Raw genomic sequence first — 24,742 nt, forward strand, 5'->3', positions numbered from 1 at the left:
CCCCCTATCGATATTCTCAATAGGGGATTTTTCAATCTAGTAAGCTAGTCTAAATAAGTCATTTGTCCATATAAATGTGGCCGCTTAGCTTTCACATCTCGCATTTCAAAACGCTTTCCATTTTCTAGTGATTCATAGGCAAAAGTCACTTCAGATGGCATAAACACCGGCAATTTAAATTCGACTTCAACCTTAAAAGGACGCTCCCCCACAAACTGCATTAAATGCGCCATACACCGAGCTTTAGACCACATACCGTGCGCTAGCACTCTTTCAAAACCAAAGCGTTTAGACAGTAATGGGTGCAAGTGAATTAAATTATAATCCCCAGAGGCTTTAGCATAATTACGCCCAAGGTCTTCGGTTAACCGCCATTGCTGGACATTATTCCAGGCCATATCCGATGCACGCGGTGGCCGAGGGCGACGCTTAGCCGATTCAATTCGATATAAATACGTTGAATGCGCCTGCCACACCAATTCATCACCCACATAAATATTCGACTCAAGTACAAACTCTAAACCAGCATCGGTTTCTGTGCTGTTCAGTAGCTGGCATTGCACCGAAAAAACTTCATCACAATTTACCGGTCTAAATACACTAATACTGTTTTTAAGGTGGATCATTCCCAACAAAGGAAAAGTAATGGCTTTATGGGTAAATATCACAGCGTGCAATCTAAAAGCCTGCACATAAAGATAAGTGGGTGGCACGACTTTTCCATTAAAGTCGAAACCACAGACGTTGGCGTATTGACGGATTTTATCGTTAGATAACATTACATTATCAGCTTGTATCGCAATGCTGGGTAATGGCTTTTGATCCCAGCCCGGTTTGCGACTAAAAAATATTTTGCGATAAAGTGTAAAAAGCGAAGGCATCGCCTTTAAATCCATTTTGTAATCGAAACTCAACGTGTTTACCCTTTTTTAAAACGGCGCTGTTTGCGCCACAGTGATGCATTATAACGCAGAATTTCATCAAAATTGAAATTGTTAGCGCAAGACAAGTACCATGTTATTAATAAGGGTTAACTTTCTGGTCATATTTTGCTTTACCGACTAACAATGCCGTAGCAAAATACCGCTTCTATTTACTGATGAAATGCTGACAGTGCAAGATAAAAACTTTGACAAGCTTAGCCAAAAATTTGCTAAAAACATTTACGGTACCACCAAAGGAGAAATCAGAGCCGCGGTCTTATGGCGAGATCTCGCACCGCAAATAGCAGCTTTGGGCGATAAACCGCTACGCATTCTTGATGCGGGTGGCGGCTTTGGTTTTTTTAGTCAAAAACTGGCGGCAATGGGTCACGAAGTGGTGTTGTGTGATATTTCTGAGCAAATGCTTTTTCAAGCAAAACAGCAAATCGATGCCTCCGATGTGCCTTTAAACATCAGCTTAGTTCACTGCCCAATTCAAGCACTAAGTCCTGAAAAACAGGGGCAATTCGATGTGATTTTATGTCACGCTGTCGCAGAATGGCTTATTGATGCCCACAGCACATTGCAAGGTTTGTTAACCTTGCTAAAACCGCAAGGCATATTTTCGTTGATGTTTTATAACAAGGAGGCCATGCGTTTCCATAGTCTTGTTTCAGGCAATTTCGACTATGTTAAGCGTGATATGAAAGTCAAAAAGAAGGTGGGCTTAACCCCAACACATCCTTTGTATATTGAAGATGTTCGCCAGTGGTTTAATCAATGGCAGCTCAGTATGATTTGCCAATCGGGTGTCAGGGTGATCAATGATTATTTAAAGCACCACTTACCGCCAAACTTTGATACCCAACAGTTAATAGAGATGGAGCTACTTTATTCACAGCGTGAACCCTATTTATCACTGGGTCGCTATGTACACTTTTTAGCTAAGAATCCATAAACAACTTAGCTTAAAACAACTCAATATCATTCTGATTTCTTTGATCATCTTTATCTAATGCTTGTAGGTAATCTTGCTCTTGATGATTGACTTTAGACACAATACTCATCGGCAATGACTTCATCAACGCTTTACCTGATAAAGGGTGAAATAACACTTTACGAGGCAAAATCCCGCCCATGTCTTCACTGACAATAGGAATGTTTTCTAAGCCAAGGTAATGTCGAACAAAATCAATATTAGCCTGACCTATTTGTATGCTGATATGCGGTGTCATTTGCGCACCACCAAACACTTTAGCCTGCAAACGTTTTCGATGTCCGCCCTTAGATAAAATAGCATTGATTAACTGCTCCATGGCCCAGTTACCATAACGGCAAGAAAAACTGGTTAATTGTTTCCACTCGTTTTGCGACCTTTTTTCAGGCACTAAAAAATGATTCAATCCACCGACACCCGCAATAGGATCCCAAATACATGCCGCGACGCACGAGCCTAATCGTGTATAAATAAGCTCATCTGCCTGGGAGATATAAAACTCTCCAGGATCGACACGAATAATGGGCTGATGAGCATTCATCCCCGCTTTACTGTTTGATGACACTCTCAATTGATGGTTTAACTCTTGCGGCATGCAATTTCCTCTGCAACTCAGTTTTACAAACTAAATGCAACTATGTTGCCAACAAGCCTGAACTTGCGCACCTTGTTGACGCAATAAATCTGGTATATTTTGTTGACCGACTAAATGCCCAGCTCCAATAATAAAGAATAGCTGTTGATCTGATTGTTGCTGCATCATCACTAACATTTTATCGCTCATAGTATGATTGCGTTGCCATAATAGCTTACTTAACAACTCATCTTCATCACCTGCTTGCTGCGTCATAATAGCAGCTAACTCTGCTTCGTTGCCTGTGCGCCAGGCTTGAATTAATCCTGTCATTTCAGCATCTGTGGCATTAATCGCTTCATCGAGCATTTGTAACTGAGTTTTATCTTTAAATGATGAAATGAGTTCAAATTGGAATGCCACACTTTCTAATTCAAGTAATGCTTTTGATTGCCGCTTGGCAGAAAACGTCACATCAACCCCCTGCTGCGCGCTGTAGCCTAAGTTTGCGAAGCGTACCATGCTAATTTGCGCGGCTTGTAACCAAGGCGCGAGGGGCTTTATCGCTGCACACAATGGCTGCATTTGCTGGCAATAGTTAGATGTGGCTAATTGCGCTTGCTCCTGTAATTTCGCAGATGCCGCACCGTATTGCGCTAACAAACTGACCGTATCTGCCTTTTCAATGTCAGCTTCAATCACTAACGCGGTACTTTTAGCAAAAGCTTGCTCAATTTGCGTTGCCATAGGGTAAAAGTCAGCTTTACCAACATGAATAGACCCGAGCAAAAAGGCCTGTTGCCCATGCCATGTCAGCTTATAAAATGGCGGCTTATCTTCTGGTGCCGCAACGGCACAAAATGGCAGGCTAAGTATTGCGCATATCAGCCATGGAGCTCTTCTTGTATGTGCTACCAAATTAAGGACATGACGACCAATCCAATGCATCAAAGTGATATCCATATATAAACAATTGCGTATTTTCCTTGTTGCATCCATTGCTGAACCTTATAATTTACCTAAATGTGCCGTTAGATTTAGAGATGTATATGCCGTATACCAAAGTCATGCAACAGTTAAAAGAAAACCTCCAGCTCGCTTACAGACAAGCGATTGACTGTGATAATCGTTTAGATGAGCTTCGCAAGGCAGGGTATGGTAAGTTTGTCGCCATTTTCAATGAAGAACAAGGGTTTACTCAAAAAAGTAATCGTTTCTTACCCTATGTCCAAGAACTTGCAACTGAGTTTGAAACAATGCAAGAAAGTGTCCATACCGCACCTGAAACGCTAGAAGCGTTTGTAAAAAAATTGGCAATGCTGTTACAAACACTACAAGCCTTTAAACTACAAAGTAAATAGTTTTATCCCTGCAATGTATAAACATTGCAGGGTACTTATTCCTGCCACAGCGATTTATCATTAAATTTATTCAAGTTTCCCCCAAAAGTATGACATTATTCTGTCATAAACGATGATTATGATGAGTTAACAGTCATCATTAGATCAGATTATGCCTTCCATTGATTTAACCCAAGCCTTAGATAGCATTCTTAATAAACAAACAGTTAATGCCGTTTTTCAGCCCATTTTTAACATAAAGAATAATAAACTTCATGGTTTTGAAGCGTTAAGTCGAGGCCCTGACCATAGCCCATTGCATTTACCTGTACCGCTATTTCAAACAGCTGAACACCAAGGAAAACTCAGTGAATTAGAAACCCTTTGCAGAAGTATCTCTATCACTTCGTTTACCAAACGTCAGTTACCTGGAAAGTTGTTTATTAATATTTCGCCTAAAGCATTACTTGACCCGAACCACCCTAAAGGCACTACCTTAAAACTCATCAAGCAATTAGGCTTATCTCCTAGTGATGTGGTGATTGAGCTGTCAGAACAATACCCTGCAGACGATATTGATCTATTAAAGTCTTGCTTGAATCATTATAGAAACCAGGGGTTTTTAACTGCAATTGATGATCTAGGCGCGGGATATTCGGGACTAAGGTTATGGTCAGAACTCGCGCCCGATTATGTCAAAATTGATCGCCACTTTATTCATCAAATTGATATTACTCCTGTAAAACAAGAGTTTGTTAGATCGATTGTAGACTTGTGTCAAAGCTTAACCTGCAAAGTCATCGCTGAAGGGATAGAGACTGAAGCAGAGTTAACTATGCTGTCTCAATTAGGTGTCAGTTACTGCCAAGGTTACTTACTTGGCCGACCAGAAGTCGAACCGAACAGAGAATACATCAACGCGCCTTTAGCGATAGCTTCATTACCTCATACTCGGTATTGTGAAACCGCAGATAGTATCTGCCACAATGCCATTGTTGCCGCACCTAAAACACAATTAAAACAATTAAGTCAGCAATTTATTGACCAACCTGCACTACAAGCTATTGTGATTGTTGAAAATGACCTTCCAATAGGCATTATTAATCGTACTGCATTGCTCGAGTTATTTAGCACTCCCTATGGACGAGCTTTGCACGAAACTCATCCAGCAAGTGCTGTGATGGATAAGCAGGTATTACAAATTGACGCTAACGAGCCTTTATCGCATGTCAGCCAGTTATTAACATCTGAAGAAGCCCATACTGTCGCGCAACAATTTATTATTACCCGTAACCAAAAGTTGATTGGTATCGGCCACACTAAAGATCTGTTGCAACGGATAACTGAACACAGAATTAAAATGGCTCGTCATGCTAATCCATTAACTAACTTACCAGGCAATGTTCCAATCCAAGAAGAATTGAAATTATTGCGTACGCAGCAAAAGCCGTTCTATTTGGCTTATTTAGATTTATGCCACTTTAAGCCATACAACGATATATATGGTTTTTGCCGTGGTGATGAAGTGATTCAACTTGTCGCTAAACTATTAACTCCACATCAAAATGAGCGATGTTTTGTCGGTCATATTGGCGGCGATGATTTTATCATGATCTGCACCTGCGAAAGTACGGTTAGCCACAGCCAACAAATCATTGAACAGTTCGAGCAACATAAACAGGTATTTTATCAGGATGAGCATTGGCGGAGCCAAAGCATGCTTGCGGAGGACAGAAAAGGAGAGCTATTGCATCATCCATTAATTTCCTTATGTATCGGTATATTGCCCCCAAGTGTCACATCTAACGCGACAGAACATGAGTTATCGACCTTAAGTGCACAAGCAAAAAAACAGGCAAAACTCGCTGATAGCGGACTTTACCTGTTTTCACTGCCAACACTTAATTTGAATGTGGCTTAATTGCTCGCCGCCTGATTAAGCTGTGGGGCTACAGTGCGGGTTAACCAATTATCAATCATGGTTGTCTCTGCTTGAAATGGGCGTTCATTGACACGATTAAGTCGCTGCATGAATCCCATATCAGTTAACTTTTCATCGCCTGCCATAATGACCTGTTCACCTTCCAAAATTTGGTAAGTGAAGGTCATTCTTGGTGGGTAGAGTTCTTTTACCACCCGTAAATCACCGGTTGTGACACCAAAGGTTGGACGCATATCACCCGCGAGATCAACATCAGACACTTGCATCACCAGCTTCTGATTGGGTTTTAAGGTTTTCTCAGCTTTCTTGTTAATGTTTTTGGTTATCGTTTCAAAAAAACGATTTTCAAAACGCGATTGCAATTCATTAGAAGATTTTATATCGCGATAACTTGCAGGGTCTTGCCACTCAACCTTAACAATACCATTCTCGGTCACTGGGCTAGTTACTTCAGCTTCATCAGCAATTGCAAAACTGCTGAACAATGCACCTGTAATAAGTAAATATTTCATATTCATAAAGTGTCTCCAAGACGGTTAAAAATGTGTCATTTACGCAATATCATTACTTTAACAAACACAACCTGTATCGTTGCTTAACATAAACTAAATTAACCAAAATAATGTGCCAAGATGACAGTCATCGTTTATTTGATTAAAAAGCTAGCCATAGACAAATGCCACAGTTGTTCAGCTTTCGTTCAATAATCATAGGCTAGTATCCCTTACCGAAAACCAACACCTTCACTGTTAACGACTGTTCAAGGATCTAACATCGTAACGAATGACTACTAATTCTACGGAATAAGATACTATGAAAACAATGAATAACGCAGTAAAACGTATTTCTTTAGCCGCTCTATTTGCCACGACCATTGTAGGCATGGCTATCACCACCCAGAGTCAAGCAAGCGAAATACAAGATGACATATTGGCACAGCATAGCGCCCAGTTGAATAAACAAGTCATCCAAAGTGAGCTGCAATATGAACAAAAGCTAGAAAAGCAACTGACTCGACAGGTTGCCAAGGCGGAAAGCCAATACGTGGCCAAGATTTGCCAACAGTATGATCTGCCCTACGATAACGAAACATCGACTTGTCGCCGCTAGAACAATACTTAATCATTAACAGCCCTGATTTTCAGGGCTTGTTTAAAAAGGGAAACGAGCACTCAACTTGGGATACGTTTGTTTAAGTATTTTGGGCTTAGTAGAAAACTTTTTTCCCGCGGGGGTTTTACTGCCTGAAGGAACAAAAGGTAGCTCCTCTTCGGTGCGATCCTCATAAAGCTTACCCGCAATCAAGTCGTAATCTTCAATAAAAGGATAAGCATAATTATCCTTCAATGGCCACTGAGTTAAATCACCTAAACAATCAGGATCATTAATAATATTGTCGTACCATTGCTGACCCAACGACAAAATAAAGCAGCGGAACTCTGCAAATGCATAATCGGAATCACAACCAGTGATAATGTAAGCGGCGCCCCAAATTGACCAAGTGTAACTTCGGCGCAATTGTTGACCAAAAATTTTATCAAACGCTTTTAATGATTCGTTATCTAATTCAGCTAATGATTGCTGTAATTGTAATTCCAGTTGCTCTGACGATTGGTCAGCATGACTGCGTGTAACCAGCTGCCAAAATTGTGTTTCTGTCATCGCTCTTCCCCCTGCCTACAAAATTGCGATATTCTACCGCAAATCAGTCTCATCAAGTGAACAAAATGACTCAAAACAAGCGACCATTTAGTATTTTATTACTGATAGTGTTATACAGCATCTTTACCCTCATCGCACTTTGGCGAGCCACGCAATATGCCTCATTTGATATTTTAACTATGGGCGTACTTCCTGTATTGGTTGGTCTTTTGATCCAAGCCAGATGGACAAAAGTAGTGCTGTTTTTCCACTTAGGCTTACAAACTTTAGTGTTTGTAGCTTTGAGTACAACTGCCGCTATTGCCTACCAAATTACCCCTGAAGATGTGAAACTAGAATTTGCAGGGTACAATATTTCCATCACTCTCGCCGTAGGCGTTGCAATAGCTTTACTGGCAATTCAATGGTGGGCTGGACTGCATCAAAAAACCCGCGCATACCTTAATACTCAAGGTGTTTCGACAACTGCGTGATGACACGTTTATATGGCAAAAAGCTAACATGCATATGCTATAGTTTATCTAAGCTAAAAAAATAATAAGAGTACAAAATGCACAGTTTATCACCAAGTGAATTATCCATATTATTGCTAGAACCTTCTGAGACACAAAGAAAAATTATTATGTCTCGATTGCAGCAAGAAGGCGTTACCAGTATCCAAACAGCCACCACCTTGGCTGAGGCAAAGGCGATTATTACTCGCCACAAACCTGATTTAATCGCCAGTGCATTGCATTTTACAGATGGCGAAGCGACTGATTTATTAATGTATATTAAGCAAAAACCTGAATTTCAAGATATCCAATTTATGTTGGTATCAAGTGAATGTCGTCGTGAACAACTTGAAATTTTTAGGCAATCTGGGGTGGTGGCGATTTTACCTAAGCCTTTTAACGCCGACCATTTAGCCCGCGCATTAAACTCAACAATCGACCTTATCAGCCATGATGAGCTTGATCTTAGCCATTTTGATGTTCATAACCTACGTGTATTAGTAGTTGATGATAGCCGTATGGCCCGTAACGTGATTAAACGCACGATTGGCAACTTAGGTATTCAAATTATCACTGAAGCCGAAGATGGTGCTCAGGCGATCGAATTGATGCAGCACAATATGTACGACCTAGTGATCACCGATTACAACATGCCAAGTGTGGATGGATTAGCCTTAACCCAGTATATTCGTAACGAAAGCCAGCAGTCGCATATTCCCATTCTAATGGTTTCATCAGAAGCAAATGATACCCACTTGAGTAATGTCTCCAGTGCTGGGGTCAATGCCCTTTGTGACAAGCCATTTGAACCCAATTTAGTTAAACAAATCCTATATAAGCTGTTAGAAGAGTAGATTAGTGCGCATTTCGTGTTATTTTTCAGTTTTTATCGGACAAAATACTTTTAAACCGCCAACGCTTATGGCATGTTAACCACGTTTTTAATAAACATTTCTATGGAAAGCAGAGAATACCAATATGAACAAAAGTGAACTGATTGCAAAAATTGCTGAAAACGCAGATCTAACTAAAGCTGAAGCTGGCCGTGCATTAAAATCATTTGAAGCCGCGGTAACTGAAGCAATGAAAAATGGCGAAAAAATTTCTATCGTTGGTTTTGGCTCATTTGAAACCTCACAACGCGCAGCACGTACTGGCCGTAACCCACAAACGGGTAAAGAAATTCAAATTGCTGCTGCAACTGTACCTAAGTTCAAAGCAGGCAAAACATTAAAAGATAGCGTTAACTAATATTCTGTTAAGCGCCTTTTTCAAAAGCCTCCTGATGGAGGTTTTTTTATGCCTGCTTATTGCTCATACAAACTGATTGCCAAACTGAACTCACCTTCATTGCACGCATAAAGTGCAATGCCGCACCATTACAAAGCAACAAAACAAGAACCATTCAATCAAATCCAAATTAAGTGACTGATATATATCAACTTTAAAAACTGGCACACGCTTCGCTTTATATACCTCAGACAAACCAACATTTTATGTATTGCCCTGAAATACAAGACATAAAATGCACAATAAAATATTGAGGGATAAAGATGAAAAAATCACTAATTCAAGCCGCCGCATTATCAAGCACACTATTATTAACTGGTACCGCGTTGGCCGAAGTATCAGCAAATATAGGTGCCACATCGAATTACTTATGGCGAGGTGTAACGCAAACTGATGATGCGGTTGCGGTTCAAGGTGGTCTTGATTACGCGCATGAATCTGGTTTCTATGCAGGCACATGGGCATCAAACGTTGATTTTGGTGATGCCGCAACTTACGAAGCGGATTTTTACACGGGCTATGCAGGCGAATTTGCTCAAGATTTCACTTACGACATCAGCTATCTTTATTATGCTTACCCGGATTCAGATAGTGACTATAACTTTGGTGAAGTCAGCTTATTGCTAGGTTGGAAGTGGTTAGAGCTGGGTTACTCACATGTCGTCAACGCCGATTCTGACGTATCGGGTGCCGATAGCGAAACTGACTGGAGCTATCTACAAGCCAATGCCAGCTTTCCGTTAACTGAAAAGTTAAGTCTAGGTATCCATTATGGATATTCACAAGGTGATGTTGTAGAAGACTTATTTGGCGATAGCTACTCTGATTATAATGTGTCATTAAGTGCCGACACCGACATGGGTACAGTATCGTTTATGGCTTCTAATACAGATTTAGATGAAGATGACGTCAAAGTTGTATTGGGCTACTCATACGGCTTCGATCTTTAACCTGAAGCATGATTACTGGTTAGACTAACAATCTGACCTTATACGTCACCTCCGGGTGACGTTATTTATTCTGCAGCAAACAGCTGCAAGTTAGCCCTCTGGATGCTCCTTGTTTCAAAATACGCTTTGTAGTTAGACAGCCCCCCTCTTCACTCGGCTCTTATGTTTCATCTCTATTCATCAGTAATTTACGCATCAATGGACTGACACACCATCTCCACCTCTCACTAGACATTGCACTTTGAAGCGTATTTTTTAGCACCCTAAAAAATAACTGCTAAGATCAAACATGAAAGGTAAAAATTTCTATCCATTTTGGACAATATATTTTGCTTTTCTAAACGACGTTTTTTAGTTAGAAAGTGCTCATTGGTTTAATTCTGTGGTTTACCATTAGTTTGAGGGTTTTATTATGGCTAATATTACTGAAAGAGTTCCTGACGATACCGAAATTGAAGCGATGACTTCACCAAGAAATAGTAAAAATGGTGAGAATTTACAGCACAAACGTCAGGTGAAGCGCAGACTAGAAGATTATCTTGAGCAAGCACAATTGCGAAAAGCAATTGGTGATGACGATTTTTTCTAAGCCGATGTGCTTTACTGCAAAAATAACGCTTTAGTGTAGATAGCTCACACTACTCATTCCCCAGAGTAGTGTGGTTATATTGAAATGACTTACAAGCTTAACCTGATGTCCTGTTATACCTATGCTGCTGATTTTGCGTTAATAACTTTTCTGCTTTTGCCCCTAAATAAACATAGATCCCTAGTCCGACCAATAATCCAACCACCGCAAGCATCATCATTATCGCTGGCTGTAAATATTGCTTTTCACCTAAAGAGGCCTTGAACATGGTTAACAATGCCTCGATGGAAATAGCGATCAAAATAGTTGAAATAAACCGTGTGATGGTGCGCCTTGTCGAACTGTGTCGAAAAATATCTTTATGCATTAACACCTCTTCCTCCAAAATCGTTTTGCCTAAATCGAAAATAGCCAATGCCAGCGTGAGAAAGATGATAATGCCAAAAGGCAACAAGGGGTCGTGGTTAGCAGGTTGAGAGAACAGTACATAAATATCCTTTATCACGGTCCACATCAGCACACTGACCAACACAAATAGTCCCAACACGATAAAACTATACACCCCCTTAAAAATAGGCATCATTTTGCGTCTGGCACTGTCCCCCATCATGAACTCAATAAGTTGGGTTAAGTTGATATCGATGACCACAATCTCCGTCTTTCCAGCTAAATTGGTAAGCCTCCTTGAGGCGCTGATACATAAACCTGCACCAGTATTCGACAGATACGGGCTGGTAATATAACGTTTACCCTGCTGATGAATTAAGCCGGTGAAATATGGGCGATGACTTCGATCGGTATTAAGACCATAATTTGAACGATTAACTTTTTGGTTTAACACCAAAATATTATCACTAATCTGCATCCCATCTTGGTCGAGCAAATACAGCAATTGCACAAAAGGATAGCTCTTAGCTAATTCGCTAAAAACCTTATCTGAGAGCCCATTTTGAAACAATGTTGCATCACTTAATCCCAGTAAAATAGAATCAAGTAATTCGTGAATAACACTCTCATGTTCATGATAACGCTCAATAACACTAAAAAAACTCATTGCAGCCATACATTACTCCTTTAGCATAATGAATAGCTAAAGCAGTGAATGTGCCAAATGTTTAAACTATATAAATCAATTAATTACCTTTACAAGCACTCTATTGATGCAGGAGAAATTAGTGCGTTTGCACCGAAATAACTCAAACTATGTATAAATTTTCAATTGGTTAATCAAAGCAATAAATGCGAATATTCATTAAATTCGCTAAGATTTATCACTCCATAGGTAATGCCATGTCTGATGCTGTATCTCGCTATCAACAAGATATTCGTCGTTTTTCTGATGAATTAATTCGTGTCCAAGCGCCGATTAAAATCCTCGATACCATTAAATGGCCCCGTGAAATTGAAGATAAATTTTTGGCCAAACAAACCAAAGTTCTCCCAGAGATCAGTGCCAACTTTTACGATTCCATTCCGTTGTCATTTAATACCGACAAAACCCAGCAAGAGCTAAAAGATCTTCGCTCTGCGATTGAGAAGCGTTTGGGAAAAAAAGATCAATTGGGCAAAATTTTGATTGCGAACGTCGATCAGTATCGCATTGTTATCGATATGCTTAACAATCGTGGTAAACCAACCTTTGGTCAATTGAGCCAAGAGCTATACGGCAGCGCAAGCCATAAATTACATGGCGACCGCAATACTCTTCGCCAATTAGGCGATAGATTAAGTCATATTTTTTCATTGCCCGCCGCGAGGCACATGAGTAAACAACACCCTAAAATTATCACAGCCCCACAAGCCGTTGATCATCTCAGCCAGCGCTTGGTCAATTACTTCCATGATGATGAAATCCACGTAAAACTCAGCGACGGTATTGTGTCTGATGCCGCTGTTGGTGGGGATACAGTAAAAATAAACACCCGAGCAATGTTTAGTGAATCTGACATGAATGTTTATGAAGTACACGAAGGCTGGGTACATGTGGGCACCACACTCAATGGGCGGGCACAACCACATGCAACATGGCTGAGTGTGGGTTCTCCTCGCGTTACGGCTTCACAGGAGGGATTAGCGGTGTTAATGGAAATGCTAACCCTAAGTTCCAACCCTGGACGAGCAAGACGTATCAGCGACCGCGTATCTGCAGTAGATATGGCTGAACAAGGCGCAGACTTTATCGAGGTTTATCGCTATTTCAGAAATCTGCACTTAAGCTCAAAAGACAGCTACCGTGTCACCCAGCGGGTTTTTCGCGGGGGTATGGTTCAAGGCGGCAGCTTTTTTACCAAAGATATCTCTTATGTTCGCGGTTATGTTGAAAACATTAACTTTATCCGCAGCGCCATCAGCACAGGCTTACCAGAACTGATCCCTATGCTATTTTTAGGTAAGTTGGCCATCGAAGATATACCCGTTTTATATCAAGCATATCAAGAAGGCATTATTGCAGGACCTAAATATCTGCCGCCAATGTTTGCCGATATTAGTGGATTATATGCTTGGTTTGGATTTGCATCAGGTATAGGTAATATTGATTTGAAAGGGGTGCAACGTCACTTTGCTCGCTCATTCAGTAAAGTATCAATTAATACTCAAGAAGCTGAATTGTTTGAAGATGCAGAGTTTGATAATAACTCGGACTAACCCTAATAAACTCTAGAAATAGCTTTAAAATCTAAAATTTATACATAATAGTAAAAAAGAAAATTCATCAGTCATTAAAATGATGAATTAAAAACTAGACAGAGTATTAACCAACTCAGTCAATTAAGTACGACATAAAAAATGGGAATAACAACTGTTATTCCCATTTTTTATGTCTATTAACACTTAAACATCGATTGAATAACCAGTACCTGTGCAATCGATAAATACTGAGCATTGGCCGCTATTTGAACGCTGACATTGATGAAGCACCAATGCGTTTCCCCCTCGACTTTGCACTTGAGATTTTAAAGACGTTATCAGCACTTTATCACTCGGGATCGGTTTGATATCTTGCTGGCCTAAAGGCGCATCATGACAATAAGTTGCTGATACATTACCAACATTTTTATATTTACGATTAAATACAAACTGCTGACTATAAACCTCCACTTTACTTGCTCTCACCTTTCTTTCGCCAATTTCTAAAACGTTGGTATTAAATCGAAGCGAAGAGCAGCCCAAAACAACAACCGACAACATGAGTAGTATCAATAGACTATTTAATCTGAGCATTATTCCTATATCCTTATAACTAACTATTGTTGCATATTTAACTGAACCCAATTAAATATGCATCATTCCCTTATACCGCTTTTTTTAACGCTTTCTGCTTAATAAAATACTCGCGGGTTAAGCCAAAGACCACAGGGCTTAATAGCATGAGTGCGACGAGGTTTGGTAATGCCATCATAGCGTTTAAAGTGTCGGCTAATAACCAAATAAACTCTAATGAGCTGATAGCACCAATAGGCACCACTAAGGTGAAAATTAATCGAAAAGGTTTAACGGCTTTATCGCCAAATAAGTATTGGACACATTTTTCACTGTAAAAACTCCACCCTAAAATGGTGGTAAAAGCGAAAATAGCTAAGGCTATTGCCACAATATAATTACCTAAAGGTAAAGCATGGGAAAAAGCATAGGAGGTCAGTGCTGCACCATTTTCACCAGAGGTCCAAGCACCTGAAACAATAATTGCCAAACCCGTTATTGAACACACTATAATGGTATCAATAAACGTACCTAGCATAGCCACTAAACCTTGCTTGACAGGATTGTTAGTTTTCGCCGCTGCGTGAGCAATAGGCGCACTACCTAAGCCAGCTTCATTTGAAAACACACCACGAGCAACACCAAAGCGAATTGCAGCCCAAACAGCGGCACCAGCAAAACCGCCTTGTGCTGCCACTGGATTAAATGCACTGTGAATAATTAATTCAAATGCGGCAGGGATCTGATCAACATAGACCACTAAAACAGCTAAACCTGCGGTAATATAAAAGACCGTCATCAACGGCACTAATTTACCCGCCACTTCCGCAATTCGTTTAATACCGCCCATTAACACTGCGCCAACCAGCACCATCAGTATTAAGCCTGTAACCCAACTTGGTACGTTGAAATTACTGCTCAATGCGTCAGCAACAGAATTTGCTTGCACGGTATTACCAATACCAAATCCAGCAAACATACCAAAAAAGGCAAAAGCCGTTCCTAACCATGCCCACTTTTGTCCTAAACCATTTTTGATGTAATACATAGGTCCGCCGACATGATCGCCATTGGAGTCAGTCTCACGAAATTTTACCGCCAATACGGCTTCTGCAAATTTAGTGGCCATGCCAACTAACGCAGTACACCACATCCAAAATAATGCGCCTGGGCCACCAATGACAATTGCGGTTGCAACCCCTGCAATATTACCTGTACCTATTGTTGCTGATAGTGAGGTCATTAACGCGTTAAAAGGGCTCACATCCCCTTTTTCGCTCTCATCTGTGACAGTTCTACCCGACCATAATAATTTAAATCCAGTTCCCAACTTCAGGATTGGCATCAATCTCAAACCAATTGACAGAAACAACCCTACACCTAGAATCATTACCAGCATGGGAATTCCCCACACAATGCCATTGATTGTACTAACAAAACTTGTGACCGCTTCCATTCAAAAACCTCATGATTAGCTAAGTTATTATCTTTATAGTTATTTATGCTTTATCTATGCTGTTAACAAATCGAATCTAAGGCCGTATTTGCAGCAATTTTTTAGAGTACCTTGATTAACGTATTTTTTGCAACAATCCACAATTCAAAATTTCATTACCGAACCCGTTTAGGCGTACTTAATTCACTTATTAAGGTTGAGATTATTTTTCTAATACCACTTTTAATGTATCTAATCCTTGCTGTAAATCTGCACCTATCATGGCTTCAAAATCCATAAATAAGAACACCAAGTTCATAGGGTAATCCATGTGACCGCTAAAACCCCATCGAACTTCAGTTTGGTTATCATCGACGGCAACGGTTGTCATATAGGCGGGTTCGGTTGCTTGAAAGGGTGATAGAAAACGTAACTCAAAATCGATGCGCTTACCGGGTGTAATTGACTTAATCTCCTGTTCGCCAACGCCTACATCTGGATTATCACTCGCCCATGCACTCACAAAGCCGACCGTTGCATCAACACCACGATAAGTTTTTTTCATGTCAGGGTCCATTGATGCCCACTTGCTAAAATTATCTTGATTTTTAAGGTGTTTTACATAATCAAACACCTCAGTAACAGGCTGATTAATAACGATGATTCTTTCTACTTGATAATCTTTTTTAATAAATAACGCGGTGATAAACGGAATCGCAACCACCATGGCCAGAAGAATAATAAATTTTTTCAGCATGTTAATTTTCTCTCTAAAATCGCAAATAACTCACTGAGTATACTCAGCAAAATACCGTTAACAACAAATAATTAACATTTAAACAGCTGAATAGCTAAGGAATATAAATTTGCACACTAGATTTGGAGGTTAACTGAGACGCGGCTATTTTATCTAAACAGGTGCGACACAGGCATTGCTGTTTGTTAAGTGACATTTGAGGATGTTGACGCAAATATTGCGCAATCAAATCGACGGCAGAAAACCCCGTATCCATACACCAACAGTTTGCAACATCTTGACCATTAACCATGGTGCATTGGTTATTTTGCTGGCAGATAGGGCAATGATTTTTAGACAATCTATACACTCCACAATTATTGAATCAAACACTTAAACGCCCTAGAAATAGCATTATCATTTTAGCGCGTTATTGAGTCACGTTTTACTTTCCGCTAGTTAATTTTTAGGCACATAGACTGAAGATCCCCTAGATAACACCTCGCCAGAGACCGTTTTGCCAGTATAACCATCATGCTGATGATATTGCTGTTGATTGTAAGTAAGCTGACCTTTAAAGCGAGGATACTGTGGACGCGCTTGCGAGTTGCTCTAGGATGAAAGATCGAAAGTTTGTACAAAAAGAAAAGCCTCGGTCTAAAAACGACAGAGGCTTACAAAGTTAACCGATATTGCGAACTCACTTATTTAGGGCGAACACCCAAAGTATGGCAAATAGCGTAGGTTAATTCTGCACGGTTTAAGGTATAAAAGTGGAAGTCTTTCACGCCTTCTCGCGCCAATACCTTCACCATATCAATTGCTACGTTTGCACCCACCAATTGACGTGTACCAGGATCATTATCTAACCCTTCAAATTGACGATGTAACCACGCAGGGATCGCCACATTAGTCATGCCTGCAAAGCGTTTAGTTTGGGTGAAATTGGTCACGGGTAATATACCCGGCACGATTTCGACATCGATACCCGCTGTGACACAACGATCGCGGAAACGTAAATAAGATTCAACGTCATAAAAAAACTGGGTAATAGCGCGGTTAGCACCCGCATCGATTTTTTTCTTTAAATGAATTAAATCAGCTTGAGCATTTCGTGCATCAGGATGCACTTCTGGATAAGCCGCTACTGAAATATCAAAATCCGCAACTGAACGTAATAAACGCACTAAATCATTAGCAAAACGTGTTGGTTTTGGGCTGCCGTCGGGTAAATCACCGCGTAATGCCACAATATCTTTAATGCCTGAGTTCCAATAATGTTTTGCTAACTCAACTAACTCCTCATCACTTGCATCCACTAAGGTTAAATGCGGCGCAGCAACTAAGTCGGTTTCTTTTTGAATGCGCTCAATCACGCCATGTGTGCGGTCACGAACCCCTGAATTTGCACCATAGGTAACTGATACAAATTTTGGATTTAAAGGCTCTAAACGACGAATAGAGTTCCATAAAATCTTTTCCATTTCAGGTGTTGAAGGTGGAAAAAATTCAAATGACACATTGATATCACTTAACTCAGATAAGCTCTGATTTAACGACTGTGAATGCTGGGCGTGATGAAAAGCCATTTTTTATTTCCTTCAACTGCTTCGATACCAATATCGATGGATTTAATGCTTAATAATTTAACGGACGTTTAGACGTCTATATGTCTACATAGTAATTTAACTGACCATGATGTCAAGAATAAATGTGCATAGAATCGATTGTTGTATGATGAAAATTGATCAATATGAACATGAAAAAAAAGCAAGACTCATAAGAGCCTTGCTTTCATCAATCAACAGTCGCAGTAATTGCGGAATTATTCCTGCAATAAATCTCGACAAATATGCACTAGATCAGATTGAACAGCTGCTGCCGTTACTTCACGTCCAGCGCCAGGCCCACGAATAATTAATGGGTTACCCTGATAAAAGGCACTGCGGATCACAAACACGTTATCGCCTGGGGTTAAATTAGCATAGGGATGGTTTCTATCCACCCATTGTATCCCCACCTCAGCTTTTAACTTGCCGCCAACTTTGTCTAATGACGCAACATAACGCAGTACTTTGTTCTGCTCTGCTGCGGCCACATATTGCTGTAATAGCTCGGCATCCAGCTCATCAATTCGCGCTAAAAAGTCTGCTAAGGTCAACTCAGCTAAGGCATCTGGTACTAATGAGTTAAGAGCGATATCTTCTAACTCGATAGAGAGCCCAATCTCACGAGCTAAAATAAGCAGTTTTCGCTGCATATCACGGCCGGATAAATCATCGCGTGGATCTGGCTCAGTAATACCTAAGTCTTTAGCTTCCAAAACCAAGTCTGAAAATGATTTTTTACCGTCATAATTTTCAAACAACCAGCATAAAGTACCTGAAAAAATACCGCCAACCGCTTCAATGGTATCACCACTATTTCGTAAGTCGTTCAACGCATGTTGAATTGGTAAACCTGCACCACAACTAGCATTGTAACGCCAAAATAAACGTCGATTACACAGCTGCTGCTTTAGTTCTCGATAAAAAGGCAATGGCCCAGAGCCCGCTAATTTGTTAGCGCTAACCACATGAATACCACGAGCGAATAACTCAGGATATTGTAAGGTTAAAGTGGCACTGGCACTAATATCTAATGCCACGATTTCATCACAAGACAGCTGCTCTAACTCGGCAAATAGTGAATCATATGTCCACTCACTAGCTTGCTGTTCATACTGTTGTTTCCAGTTATCTAAATCGACACTCTGATCAGCAATGAATGCTTTTTGCGAACTGACTAAGCCGACCAACTCCACTGTAGCTTCTAAATCTTTATTCAAACCAAGGCGGGCACGTTTGAATAAATCTATCCAAGCTTCGCCAATATTGCCTACACCCAGCAACAATACACCTATGCGCATTCTCGGACCGGCACAGCGGCGATGCACCTTTTGTGTCAGTAAACTCACCTGACCTTGAGGTACCAGAGTCACTAAACTTAGGCCATCTTGATAAACAGGCTTTGCATCACGACTTAATAAACGGGCAAAACTTTTGCGGTACAGCTCGGCATCGGCACTGACTAAAGCCACTAAACCTAAATCGGTTTGCACCTGCAACTCTTCAATACCTAATTCTAAGGTTTGTCTTGATAACAACGCATGAACTTGCTTTTGGCTTTCAAGGGTAAACGCCAATTCATATTTATGTTGCGCCAGCGACCAATAGGCTAACGGTGTTAAACCCGCTTGCCCTAATAACGCCAACAAGGGATCCACATCTGCTGTCGCTTTAAAGCTAAATAGCACCACTTCGTTCAAACTGGTGACCACAGGTGCACTGGCCGATGAACTTTGCGGCGCAATCAAGGTGAAATCTGTGTGCGAGGCGTAGCTTGAACGCACAGCTAAACTGACCTCAGTATTAAATAAAGGTTGTAAAGTACGCGAATGTAATACCGGCGAGCCTAACTTGGCAAGCCTATCTGCTTCTGCTAACGACATACTTTTCAATAATTTGGCATCGTTAATCTTGTTCGGATCAGCGTTAAAAACCCCTTCAACGTCAGTCCAGATAGTCACCCGACCTATATCGGCTAAACTGGCAATTAAGCTCGCGCTGAAATCAGAGCCATTTCGGCCTAAAAGTAAGGTATCACCCTGGCTATTTGCGCAAATAAAGCCTGTGATCACTAGACGCTCATTGGGATGTGCCGCAAGTAAAGCCTGTACTTTATCGCGGGACTCTTCAACACGAATAATCGGCACTGCGCCTTCATCGGCGACTAAAATAGAACAGGCATCAACATGTGATGACGCAACACCCGATTCACGTAATAATGCTGCCATCAATCGTGCGGACCAACGCTCACCAAAACTGACCACGTGGCTAATTTGGTATTCGTTACGTTCTTCCAACGACAACAAACTAATTAATTGTGATTTATCTGTCGATAAACGCTCTCGTAAATCGCGAGCCTGTTCATTGGACAATAACTGTTCAATCAAGGTTTGTTGATAGCTAATCAACACTTGTAACTCTTCTTGCCATAACTGGCCTGTATCACGCAGATTCAGTAACTTATACAAAAAGTTAGTACTTTTTCCTGCGGCTGAAACAACAATTAAATCATCGCTATGACCATGGGTAAGTAAAATGTGGGCTACTCGGCGATAACAGTCTGCATCTGCAAGACTTGAACCGCCAAATTTATGTAAATGACCACGCGCCATGTATTACTCCTTAAACGCCAACTACAGCGCTGCTACGGCAGCTAATGCGGCTTCAATGTCAGCCGCTAAATCTTCACCATCTTCAATACCAACAGATAGTCTCAATAATGTATCTTTAACGCCAGCCTCAAAGCGAGCCTGTGCGTCCATTGCTCTATGCGTCATTGTGGCAGGAACGGCGACTAAACTTTCCACTCCGCCTAAACTTTCTGCAACGCTGAATAGCGTTAGGGCATCGAGAAATGCCACTACTGCGGCTTCTCCGCCCTTAAGCTCAAAACTTAACATGGCACCAAACCCCTGCTGTTGCTTGGCTGCAATGTCGTGACCTGGATGATCTTTTAATCCCGGATAATACACTTTTTCAACCACATTGCTTTGCGTTAGCACATCAACAATGCGCTTGGCATTGGCTTGATGCTCACGAATTCTCACCGCTAAAGTACGAATTCCGCGCAATGTTAGATAACTATCAAACGCTGAGCCCGTTAAGCCTAAGGTATTTGACCACCAATGCAGTAACTCACCGATTTCTGGGTCTTTAGCAACCACAGCACCACCAACCACATCACTATGACCATTGATATATTTAGTGGTCGAATGAATAACGATGTCGGCCCCTAAATTTAAAGGCTGCTGCAAAATAGGTGATAAAAAGGTGTTATCCACGGTAACTAATGCGCCGACTTGTTTTGCAGCTGTGGCAATAGCAGCAATATCAACTACACGCAGTAATGGATTAGATGGGGTTTCTAACCACACCATTTTAGGTTTTTTGGCAATGGCTTCTGCTAACGCTGCAGCGTTTGTTTGATCAACAACAGCCAATTTAAACTGCCCTTTCTTGGCCAAATTAGTAAATAAACGGTAACTACCACCGTAGCAATCATGTGGCACAACCAGTAAGTCGTCTGGCCCTAATAAATTAGTCACTAGGGTAATAGCAGCCATACCTGTACAAGTTATCACCCCTGTAGCCCCTTGCTCTAACTTGGCTAAGGCTTCACCCAGAATGCAACGTGTTGGATTGCCCGAACGGCTGTAATCAAACTCACGCGGATTTTTATGACCATCAAAAGAATAATTGGTCGATAAATAAATTGGAGGGACAACTGCGCCATATTGTGTGTCACTTTCAATACCCTGACGTACGGCGACAGTGGCATTGCTATGTTGTTTACAAGACTTGGTCATGATTGATTCCTAACATTACGAACACACAAAGAGATGTCTAGATGGCTAAATTTACCTAACTGAAGCGCTCAGGTCAATAGAAATAGACGTTTAGACGTCTAAACATAAAGAAATCTATTTGCAATGTGCACTAAAACACAGCAATAATTTGACTAGAAACTTTAAGGGTTTAAAATCTGCACCGAATTTAAAGTAAAGGGTGAGTTAATGACTGAGTGGAATGGCGACTATATTAGCCCATATGCCGAGCACGGCAAGAAGAATGAACAAGTAAAAAAAATCACAGTTTCAATTCCGTTAAAAGTATTGAAAGTACTTACCGATGAGCGTACTCGTCGTCAGGTAAACAATTTACGTCATGCAACCAATAGTGAATTACTTTGTGAAGCTTTTTTACATGCTTATACAGGCCAACCATTGCCTGATGATCATGACTTATCAAAAGATGAGCCAGACAGTATCCCGCGTGAAGCAAAAGCATTGATGGACCAAATGGGTATTGAATGGGAAGACTTAGAGTAATTAATCACTCTAAAGTCATTTCACAGCCACGATTCATTCCATCAAGATGAATATCCTGCTTGGTCAGGGTAGTTATCTTGGTGGAATTTTGTTTTTAGGCGTATTTAAACGTTTGATCCCCATCAACATCAAATAGTTTTGTTGGGACACGCTAATACTAAGAGTTATTGAAATGCCATTTATCGATCCCACAACCTTATTACTCGCCTCAGTGATTATCTTTTGCGGCGCGTTAACCCAAAGCTTAATCGGTTTTGGATTAGCCGTAGTTGCCAGCCCTTTACTGTATATTGTCGACCCACAGCTAGTGCCAGTGCCTGTTATTGTGATGGGGTTTGCGATTTCATTGATGACCTTATTTCGAGAACGCAATCACCTAGAATTTAATGGGCTGCAATATGCGTTACTAGGGAGAATTCCAGGCGGTTTTTTAGGCGCAAGCTTATTATTACTCGCCCCTCAACCCATATTAGGTCTTGCCATTGCAGCCATTGTACTTACCGCGGTTTTATTAAGTATTTTTAAATTGTCCGCACCAGTGAATCGAATAACCCTATTTATTGCAGGAATTGTGTCAGGTATTTTTGGCAACATAGCGGCTATTGGCGGTCCGCCAATGGCCATTTTGTTGGCCGGAAAAGACGCCAGCCAATTTAGGGCGGCACTATCCGCTTTTTTTATCTTCAGCTCAATGATCGCTCTGGCAATTTTAGCCATTGTAGGCTTAGTTCAAGTGAAGCACATTTGGCTTTCTTTAATGCTACTACCATCAGTATTAGCAGGATATATCATTGCCGGACGCATTGTCGGGAAAGTAGATAAAAACAAAACCCGTAAAGCCACCCTAATATTGTGCACCCTAAGCGCACTAATATTAACGTTAAAGTCTTTGAATCAAATATAACCCCCATCACACTGGCTTACCTTAGCTGAGCCCATTCGGTGTCAGCAGCAAAAAATTGTGCTTTTCAAGTACGTTATCTGTCGGCATTGACAAAATCAGTACTATTGCTTTTTCTACGAGAACCCAATCGATTAATGATCTGCTGCATTCAGCATTAAACTCGATGCATAACCAAACTTAACACTTAAAAAACACTCAAATAAAAATGCCTTATCAAATTGATAAGGCATTTTTTGCATTGCTCATAAAGCGTTAATGAAAAAACTGTTTAGCCGGCAATGGTTTGGAGTAAACATACCCCTGAATAAGATGCACGCCATGCTGACTGAGGTATGCCACTTGCTTATTGTCTTCTACACCCTCAGCAATAATGCTCAAACCTGACTTTTGCGCAAATGAAATAATTGCTTCAATGGTTTTGGCATTAAAGTTATCTTCATGGCCTATGGTATCGACAAACATTTTGTCAATTTTTAGGGTACTTATGCCTAAGTTTTGCACATAGCTAAAGCCACCATAACCCGTGCCAGCATCATCGAGTTTTAAATCTATGCCTATGGCATAAAACTTATCCAACATTTTACGGGCTGCGACTAAATCACTGATAGGCAAACGCTCGGTAATTTCTAATGAAATTCGATGCTGCTTTAGTTGCCCTGAGTCAACCACACTTTTTAATAACTGATACAAATTATCGTTATCCAAATGTTCAGGAACAATATTAACACTAAAAAATAATGCTTCTCGTTTGCCAGCCAATTTTTCAATATCGTTAAGCACATGCTGCAGCAGCACCTTAGTCATTTCAACAATCAATCCTTTATCTTCAGCATAAGGAATAAATTGATTCGGTGGCATTAACGAACCATCCTGTCGTTGCCAGCGCATCAACACTTCACAACCAATGACTTTTTGGGTGCGCGAATCCACAATCGGTTGATAAAAAGGAATAAACTCCAGCTGCTTAATCCCATTCATGATTTGTGATCGCATTGACGCTGACATTTTTTGCCAGCGATAAACCAAGTAGGTAATCCAAGTGGCAAACAACAATGAAACAATCACAATAACCCACCAAGAAATGGTGCTGTATTGCTGATAAAACTCAAAATTTCCAGACAACTCAAATGTGGCATTAAAATAGGCTGATTTTAACTGAACTTTTTTACTTACAAATGGTTCATCTTCAAAAGCATCAATACCAAATGTCAAAAATGGCACCGAATCAAAATCAATCGAGTATTCAAGACAATCATCACACTCTAAGGGAACAAAATAGCTAGGTTTAAGCGGAATAATACTTGCCGTATACTCAAGGTCGTCAAAATGTCTCACCAAAATTAATTCATGATATTTACGATTAGCTAGCTCTACTACACCTAAACTGAAATTTTCACTGATACGGTGAGTTCTTATTGAGTCGATCTTACGAATAATCTGATTAGACTCACAAAAGATTTCTCCACTTTGGGTTACGCCAGCCCAGCGGATAAAAATGGCATCAAAGACAAAGTCTCTTAATTTTTCGGTGGATGCAGGGGTACATTGAAAATCTTTTTGAGAGATGGGGGGTAACTTATTCATTTCCATTGCACTGGTTTTAATCACATGCTCAAATTTATCGGTAAGCACTTGCGCATCATGGGCAATAATTTGCCTAGCGAGAAAATGATCCAACCCTTTCATACCAATTAAACATGTCAGTAAAACAGCAACAAACACTAGGCTATTTTTAATCCGCTCCATGGTACTTTCCTTTGCCGAATGTAG

General features: G+C 40.6%; 26 protein-coding genes. 12 read left to right on the forward strand and 14 right to left on the reverse strand.

Annotated features, from left to right (window positions below):
- Positions 1-44: 44 nt before the first annotated feature.
- Complete coding sequence (locus IEY03_RS08530; protein ID WP_188840928.1) at positions 45-881, reverse strand: MaoC family dehydratase; 837 nt, start codon at positions 879-881, stop codon at positions 45-47.
- Positions 882-1,113: 232 nt separating this feature from the next.
- Here IEY03_RS08530 and IEY03_RS08535 point away from each other — a divergent pair, with 232 nt between their 5' ends.
- A complete protein-coding gene (locus tag IEY03_RS08535; RefSeq protein WP_188840987.1) occupies positions 1,114-1,881 on the forward strand; it encodes a methyltransferase domain-containing protein in 768 nt (255 codons plus the stop codon).
- A 10-nt stretch (positions 1,882-1,891) separates the two neighbouring features.
- Here IEY03_RS08535 and IEY03_RS08540 read toward each other — a convergent pair whose 3' ends face one another.
- Both IEY03_RS08540 and IEY03_RS08545 read right to left on the reverse strand, forming a co-directional pair.
- Positions 1,892-2,515: a chemoreceptor glutamine deamidase CheD gene (locus IEY03_RS08540; protein ID WP_188840929.1), complete on the reverse strand. Its 624-nt coding sequence runs from the start codon at positions 2,513-2,515 to the stop codon at positions 1,892-1,894.
- Between the two features lie 30 nt (positions 2,516-2,545).
- The gene (locus tag IEY03_RS08545) at positions 2,546-3,493 is read right to left on the reverse strand and encodes a TraB/GumN family protein (RefSeq protein WP_188840930.1); all 948 of its coding nucleotides are present in this window, start codon (positions 3,491-3,493) and stop codon (positions 2,546-2,548) included.
- Positions 3,494-3,543: 50 nt separating this feature from the next.
- Here IEY03_RS08545 and IEY03_RS08550 point away from each other — a divergent pair, with 50 nt between their 5' ends.
- Together IEY03_RS08550 and IEY03_RS08555 are read left to right on the forward strand one after the other, a co-directional pair.
- Positions 3,544-3,855, forward strand: a complete 312-nt coding sequence (locus tag IEY03_RS08550; protein WP_188840931.1) for a prephenate dehydrogenase — start codon at positions 3,544-3,546, stop codon at positions 3,853-3,855.
- A 151-nt stretch (positions 3,856-4,006) separates the two neighbouring features.
- Entirely contained in the window at positions 4,007-5,755 is a 1,749-nt protein-coding gene (locus IEY03_RS08555; protein ID WP_188840932.1) for a GGDEF domain-containing protein, read from the forward strand.
- Here IEY03_RS08555 and IEY03_RS08560 read toward each other — a convergent pair.
- Positions 5,752-6,294 (reverse strand): DUF3016 domain-containing protein, encoded by a 543-nt coding sequence (locus IEY03_RS08560; RefSeq protein ID WP_188840933.1) that lies wholly within the window; start codon positions 6,292-6,294, stop codon positions 5,752-5,754. The two genes, IEY03_RS08555 and IEY03_RS08560, sit on opposite strands and share 4 nt — an antisense overlap.
- Before the next feature lie 295 nt (positions 6,295-6,589).
- Here IEY03_RS08560 and IEY03_RS08565 point away from each other — a divergent pair, with 295 nt between their 5' ends.
- Positions 6,590-6,886 carry a hypothetical protein gene (locus IEY03_RS08565; protein WP_188840934.1) on the forward strand — a complete coding sequence of 99 codons (297 nt, stop codon included), beginning with the start codon at positions 6,590-6,592 and terminating at the stop codon, positions 6,884-6,886.
- 42 nt (positions 6,887-6,928) lie between these two features.
- Here IEY03_RS08565 and IEY03_RS08570 read toward each other — a convergent pair whose 3' ends face one another.
- On the reverse strand, positions 6,929-7,438 hold the full coding sequence (locus IEY03_RS08570) for a DUF4240 domain-containing protein (protein WP_188840935.1): 510 nt from the start codon (positions 7,436-7,438) through the stop codon (positions 6,929-6,931).
- Between the two features lie 65 nt (positions 7,439-7,503).
- Here IEY03_RS08570 and IEY03_RS08575 point away from each other — a divergent pair, with 65 nt between their 5' ends.
- The 5 genes from IEY03_RS08575 to IEY03_RS08595 all read left to right on the forward strand — a co-directional run bounded on the left by IEY03_RS08575 (position 7,504) and on the right by IEY03_RS08595 (position 10,761).
- Complete coding sequence (locus IEY03_RS08575; protein WP_188840936.1) at positions 7,504-7,911, forward strand: hypothetical protein; 408 nt, start codon at positions 7,504-7,506, stop codon at positions 7,909-7,911.
- A 77-nt stretch (positions 7,912-7,988) separates the two neighbouring features.
- Positions 7,989-8,786, forward strand: a complete 798-nt coding sequence (locus IEY03_RS08580) for a response regulator (protein ID WP_188840937.1) — start codon at positions 7,989-7,991, stop codon at positions 8,784-8,786.
- A gap of 124 nt (positions 8,787-8,910) precedes the next feature.
- Positions 8,911-9,183 carry an HU family DNA-binding protein gene (locus IEY03_RS08585; protein WP_188840938.1) on the forward strand — a complete coding sequence of 91 codons (273 nt, stop codon included), beginning with the start codon at positions 8,911-8,913 and terminating at the stop codon, positions 9,181-9,183.
- A 302-nt stretch (positions 9,184-9,485) separates the two neighbouring features.
- The gene (locus tag IEY03_RS08590) at positions 9,486-10,172 is read left to right on the forward strand and encodes a TorF family putative porin (protein ID WP_188840939.1); all 687 of its coding nucleotides are present in this window, start codon (positions 9,486-9,488) and stop codon (positions 10,170-10,172) included.
- 412 nt (positions 10,173-10,584) lie between these two features.
- A complete protein-coding gene (locus IEY03_RS08595) occupies positions 10,585-10,761 on the forward strand; it encodes a PA3496 family putative envelope integrity protein (protein WP_188840940.1) in 177 nt (58 codons plus the stop codon).
- 97 nt (positions 10,762-10,858) lie between these two features.
- On the opposite strand, the gene IEY03_RS08600 is transcribed toward IEY03_RS08595, so the two are convergent.
- A complete protein-coding gene (locus IEY03_RS08600) occupies positions 10,859-11,824 on the reverse strand; it encodes a PDC sensor domain-containing protein (protein WP_188840941.1) in 966 nt (321 codons plus the stop codon).
- Between the two features lie 227 nt (positions 11,825-12,051).
- On the opposite strand from IEY03_RS08600, the gene IEY03_RS08605 reads away from it, so the two are divergent.
- The gene (locus IEY03_RS08605; protein WP_188840942.1) at positions 12,052-13,407 is read left to right on the forward strand and encodes a flavohemoglobin expression-modulating QEGLA motif protein; all 1,356 of its coding nucleotides are present in this window, start codon (positions 12,052-12,054) and stop codon (positions 13,405-13,407) included.
- Between the two features lie 186 nt (positions 13,408-13,593).
- Here the strand turns inward: IEY03_RS08605 and IEY03_RS08610 are convergent, their stop codons facing one another.
- The 7 genes from IEY03_RS08610 to metB form a co-directional block, all read right to left on the reverse strand.
- Positions 13,594-13,983: a hypothetical protein gene (locus IEY03_RS08610; RefSeq protein WP_188840943.1), complete on the reverse strand. Its 390-nt coding sequence runs from the start codon at positions 13,981-13,983 to the stop codon at positions 13,594-13,596.
- 70 nt (positions 13,984-14,053) lie between these two features.
- A complete protein-coding gene (locus tag IEY03_RS08615; protein ID WP_188840944.1) occupies positions 14,054-15,418 on the reverse strand; it encodes an alanine/glycine:cation symporter family protein in 1,365 nt (454 codons plus the stop codon).
- A 202-nt stretch (positions 15,419-15,620) separates the two neighbouring features.
- Positions 15,621-16,154 carry an SRPBCC family protein gene (locus IEY03_RS08620; RefSeq protein ID WP_188840945.1) on the reverse strand — a complete coding sequence of 178 codons (534 nt, stop codon included), beginning with the start codon at positions 16,152-16,154 and terminating at the stop codon, positions 15,621-15,623.
- A 94-nt stretch (positions 16,155-16,248) separates the two neighbouring features.
- Positions 16,249-16,494, reverse strand: coding sequence for a cysteine-rich CWC family protein (locus tag IEY03_RS08625; RefSeq protein ID WP_188840946.1), 246 nt, complete (start codon positions 16,492-16,494; stop codon positions 16,249-16,251).
- 343 nt (positions 16,495-16,837) lie between these two features.
- Complete coding sequence (gene metF / locus IEY03_RS08630) at positions 16,838-17,722, reverse strand: methylenetetrahydrofolate reductase (RefSeq protein ID WP_188840947.1); 885 nt, start codon at positions 17,720-17,722, stop codon at positions 16,838-16,840.
- 236 nt (positions 17,723-17,958) lie between these two features.
- On the reverse strand, positions 17,959-20,352 hold the full coding sequence (locus IEY03_RS08635; protein ID WP_188840948.1) for a bifunctional aspartate kinase/homoserine dehydrogenase II: 2,394 nt from the start codon (positions 20,350-20,352) through the stop codon (positions 17,959-17,961).
- Between the two features lie 21 nt (positions 20,353-20,373).
- Entirely contained in the window at positions 20,374-21,546 is a 1,173-nt protein-coding gene (gene metB / locus IEY03_RS08640) for a cystathionine gamma-synthase (protein WP_188840949.1), read from the reverse strand.
- Positions 21,547-21,753: 207 nt separating this feature from the next.
- Here metB and metJ point away from each other — a divergent pair, with 207 nt between their 5' ends.
- Both metJ and IEY03_RS08650 read left to right on the forward strand, forming a co-directional pair.
- Positions 21,754-22,068: a met regulon transcriptional regulator MetJ gene (gene metJ / locus IEY03_RS08645; RefSeq protein WP_188840950.1), complete on the forward strand. Its 315-nt coding sequence runs from the start codon at positions 21,754-21,756 to the stop codon at positions 22,066-22,068.
- A gap of 172 nt (positions 22,069-22,240) precedes the next feature.
- Complete coding sequence (locus IEY03_RS08650) at positions 22,241-22,972, forward strand: sulfite exporter TauE/SafE family protein (RefSeq protein WP_188840951.1); 732 nt, start codon at positions 22,241-22,243, stop codon at positions 22,970-22,972.
- Between the two features lie 252 nt (positions 22,973-23,224).
- Here the strand turns inward: IEY03_RS08650 and IEY03_RS08655 are convergent, their stop codons facing one another.
- Entirely contained in the window at positions 23,225-24,718 is a 1,494-nt protein-coding gene (locus tag IEY03_RS08655; protein WP_188840952.1) for an EAL domain-containing protein, read from the reverse strand.
- Positions 24,719-24,742 lie beyond the last annotated feature (24 nt).

The sequence above is a fragment of the Shewanella aestuarii genome, assembly GCF_014647215.1.
In the GTDB taxonomy this organism is placed as follows: domain Bacteria; phylum Pseudomonadota; class Gammaproteobacteria; order Enterobacterales; family Shewanellaceae; genus Shewanella; species Shewanella aestuarii.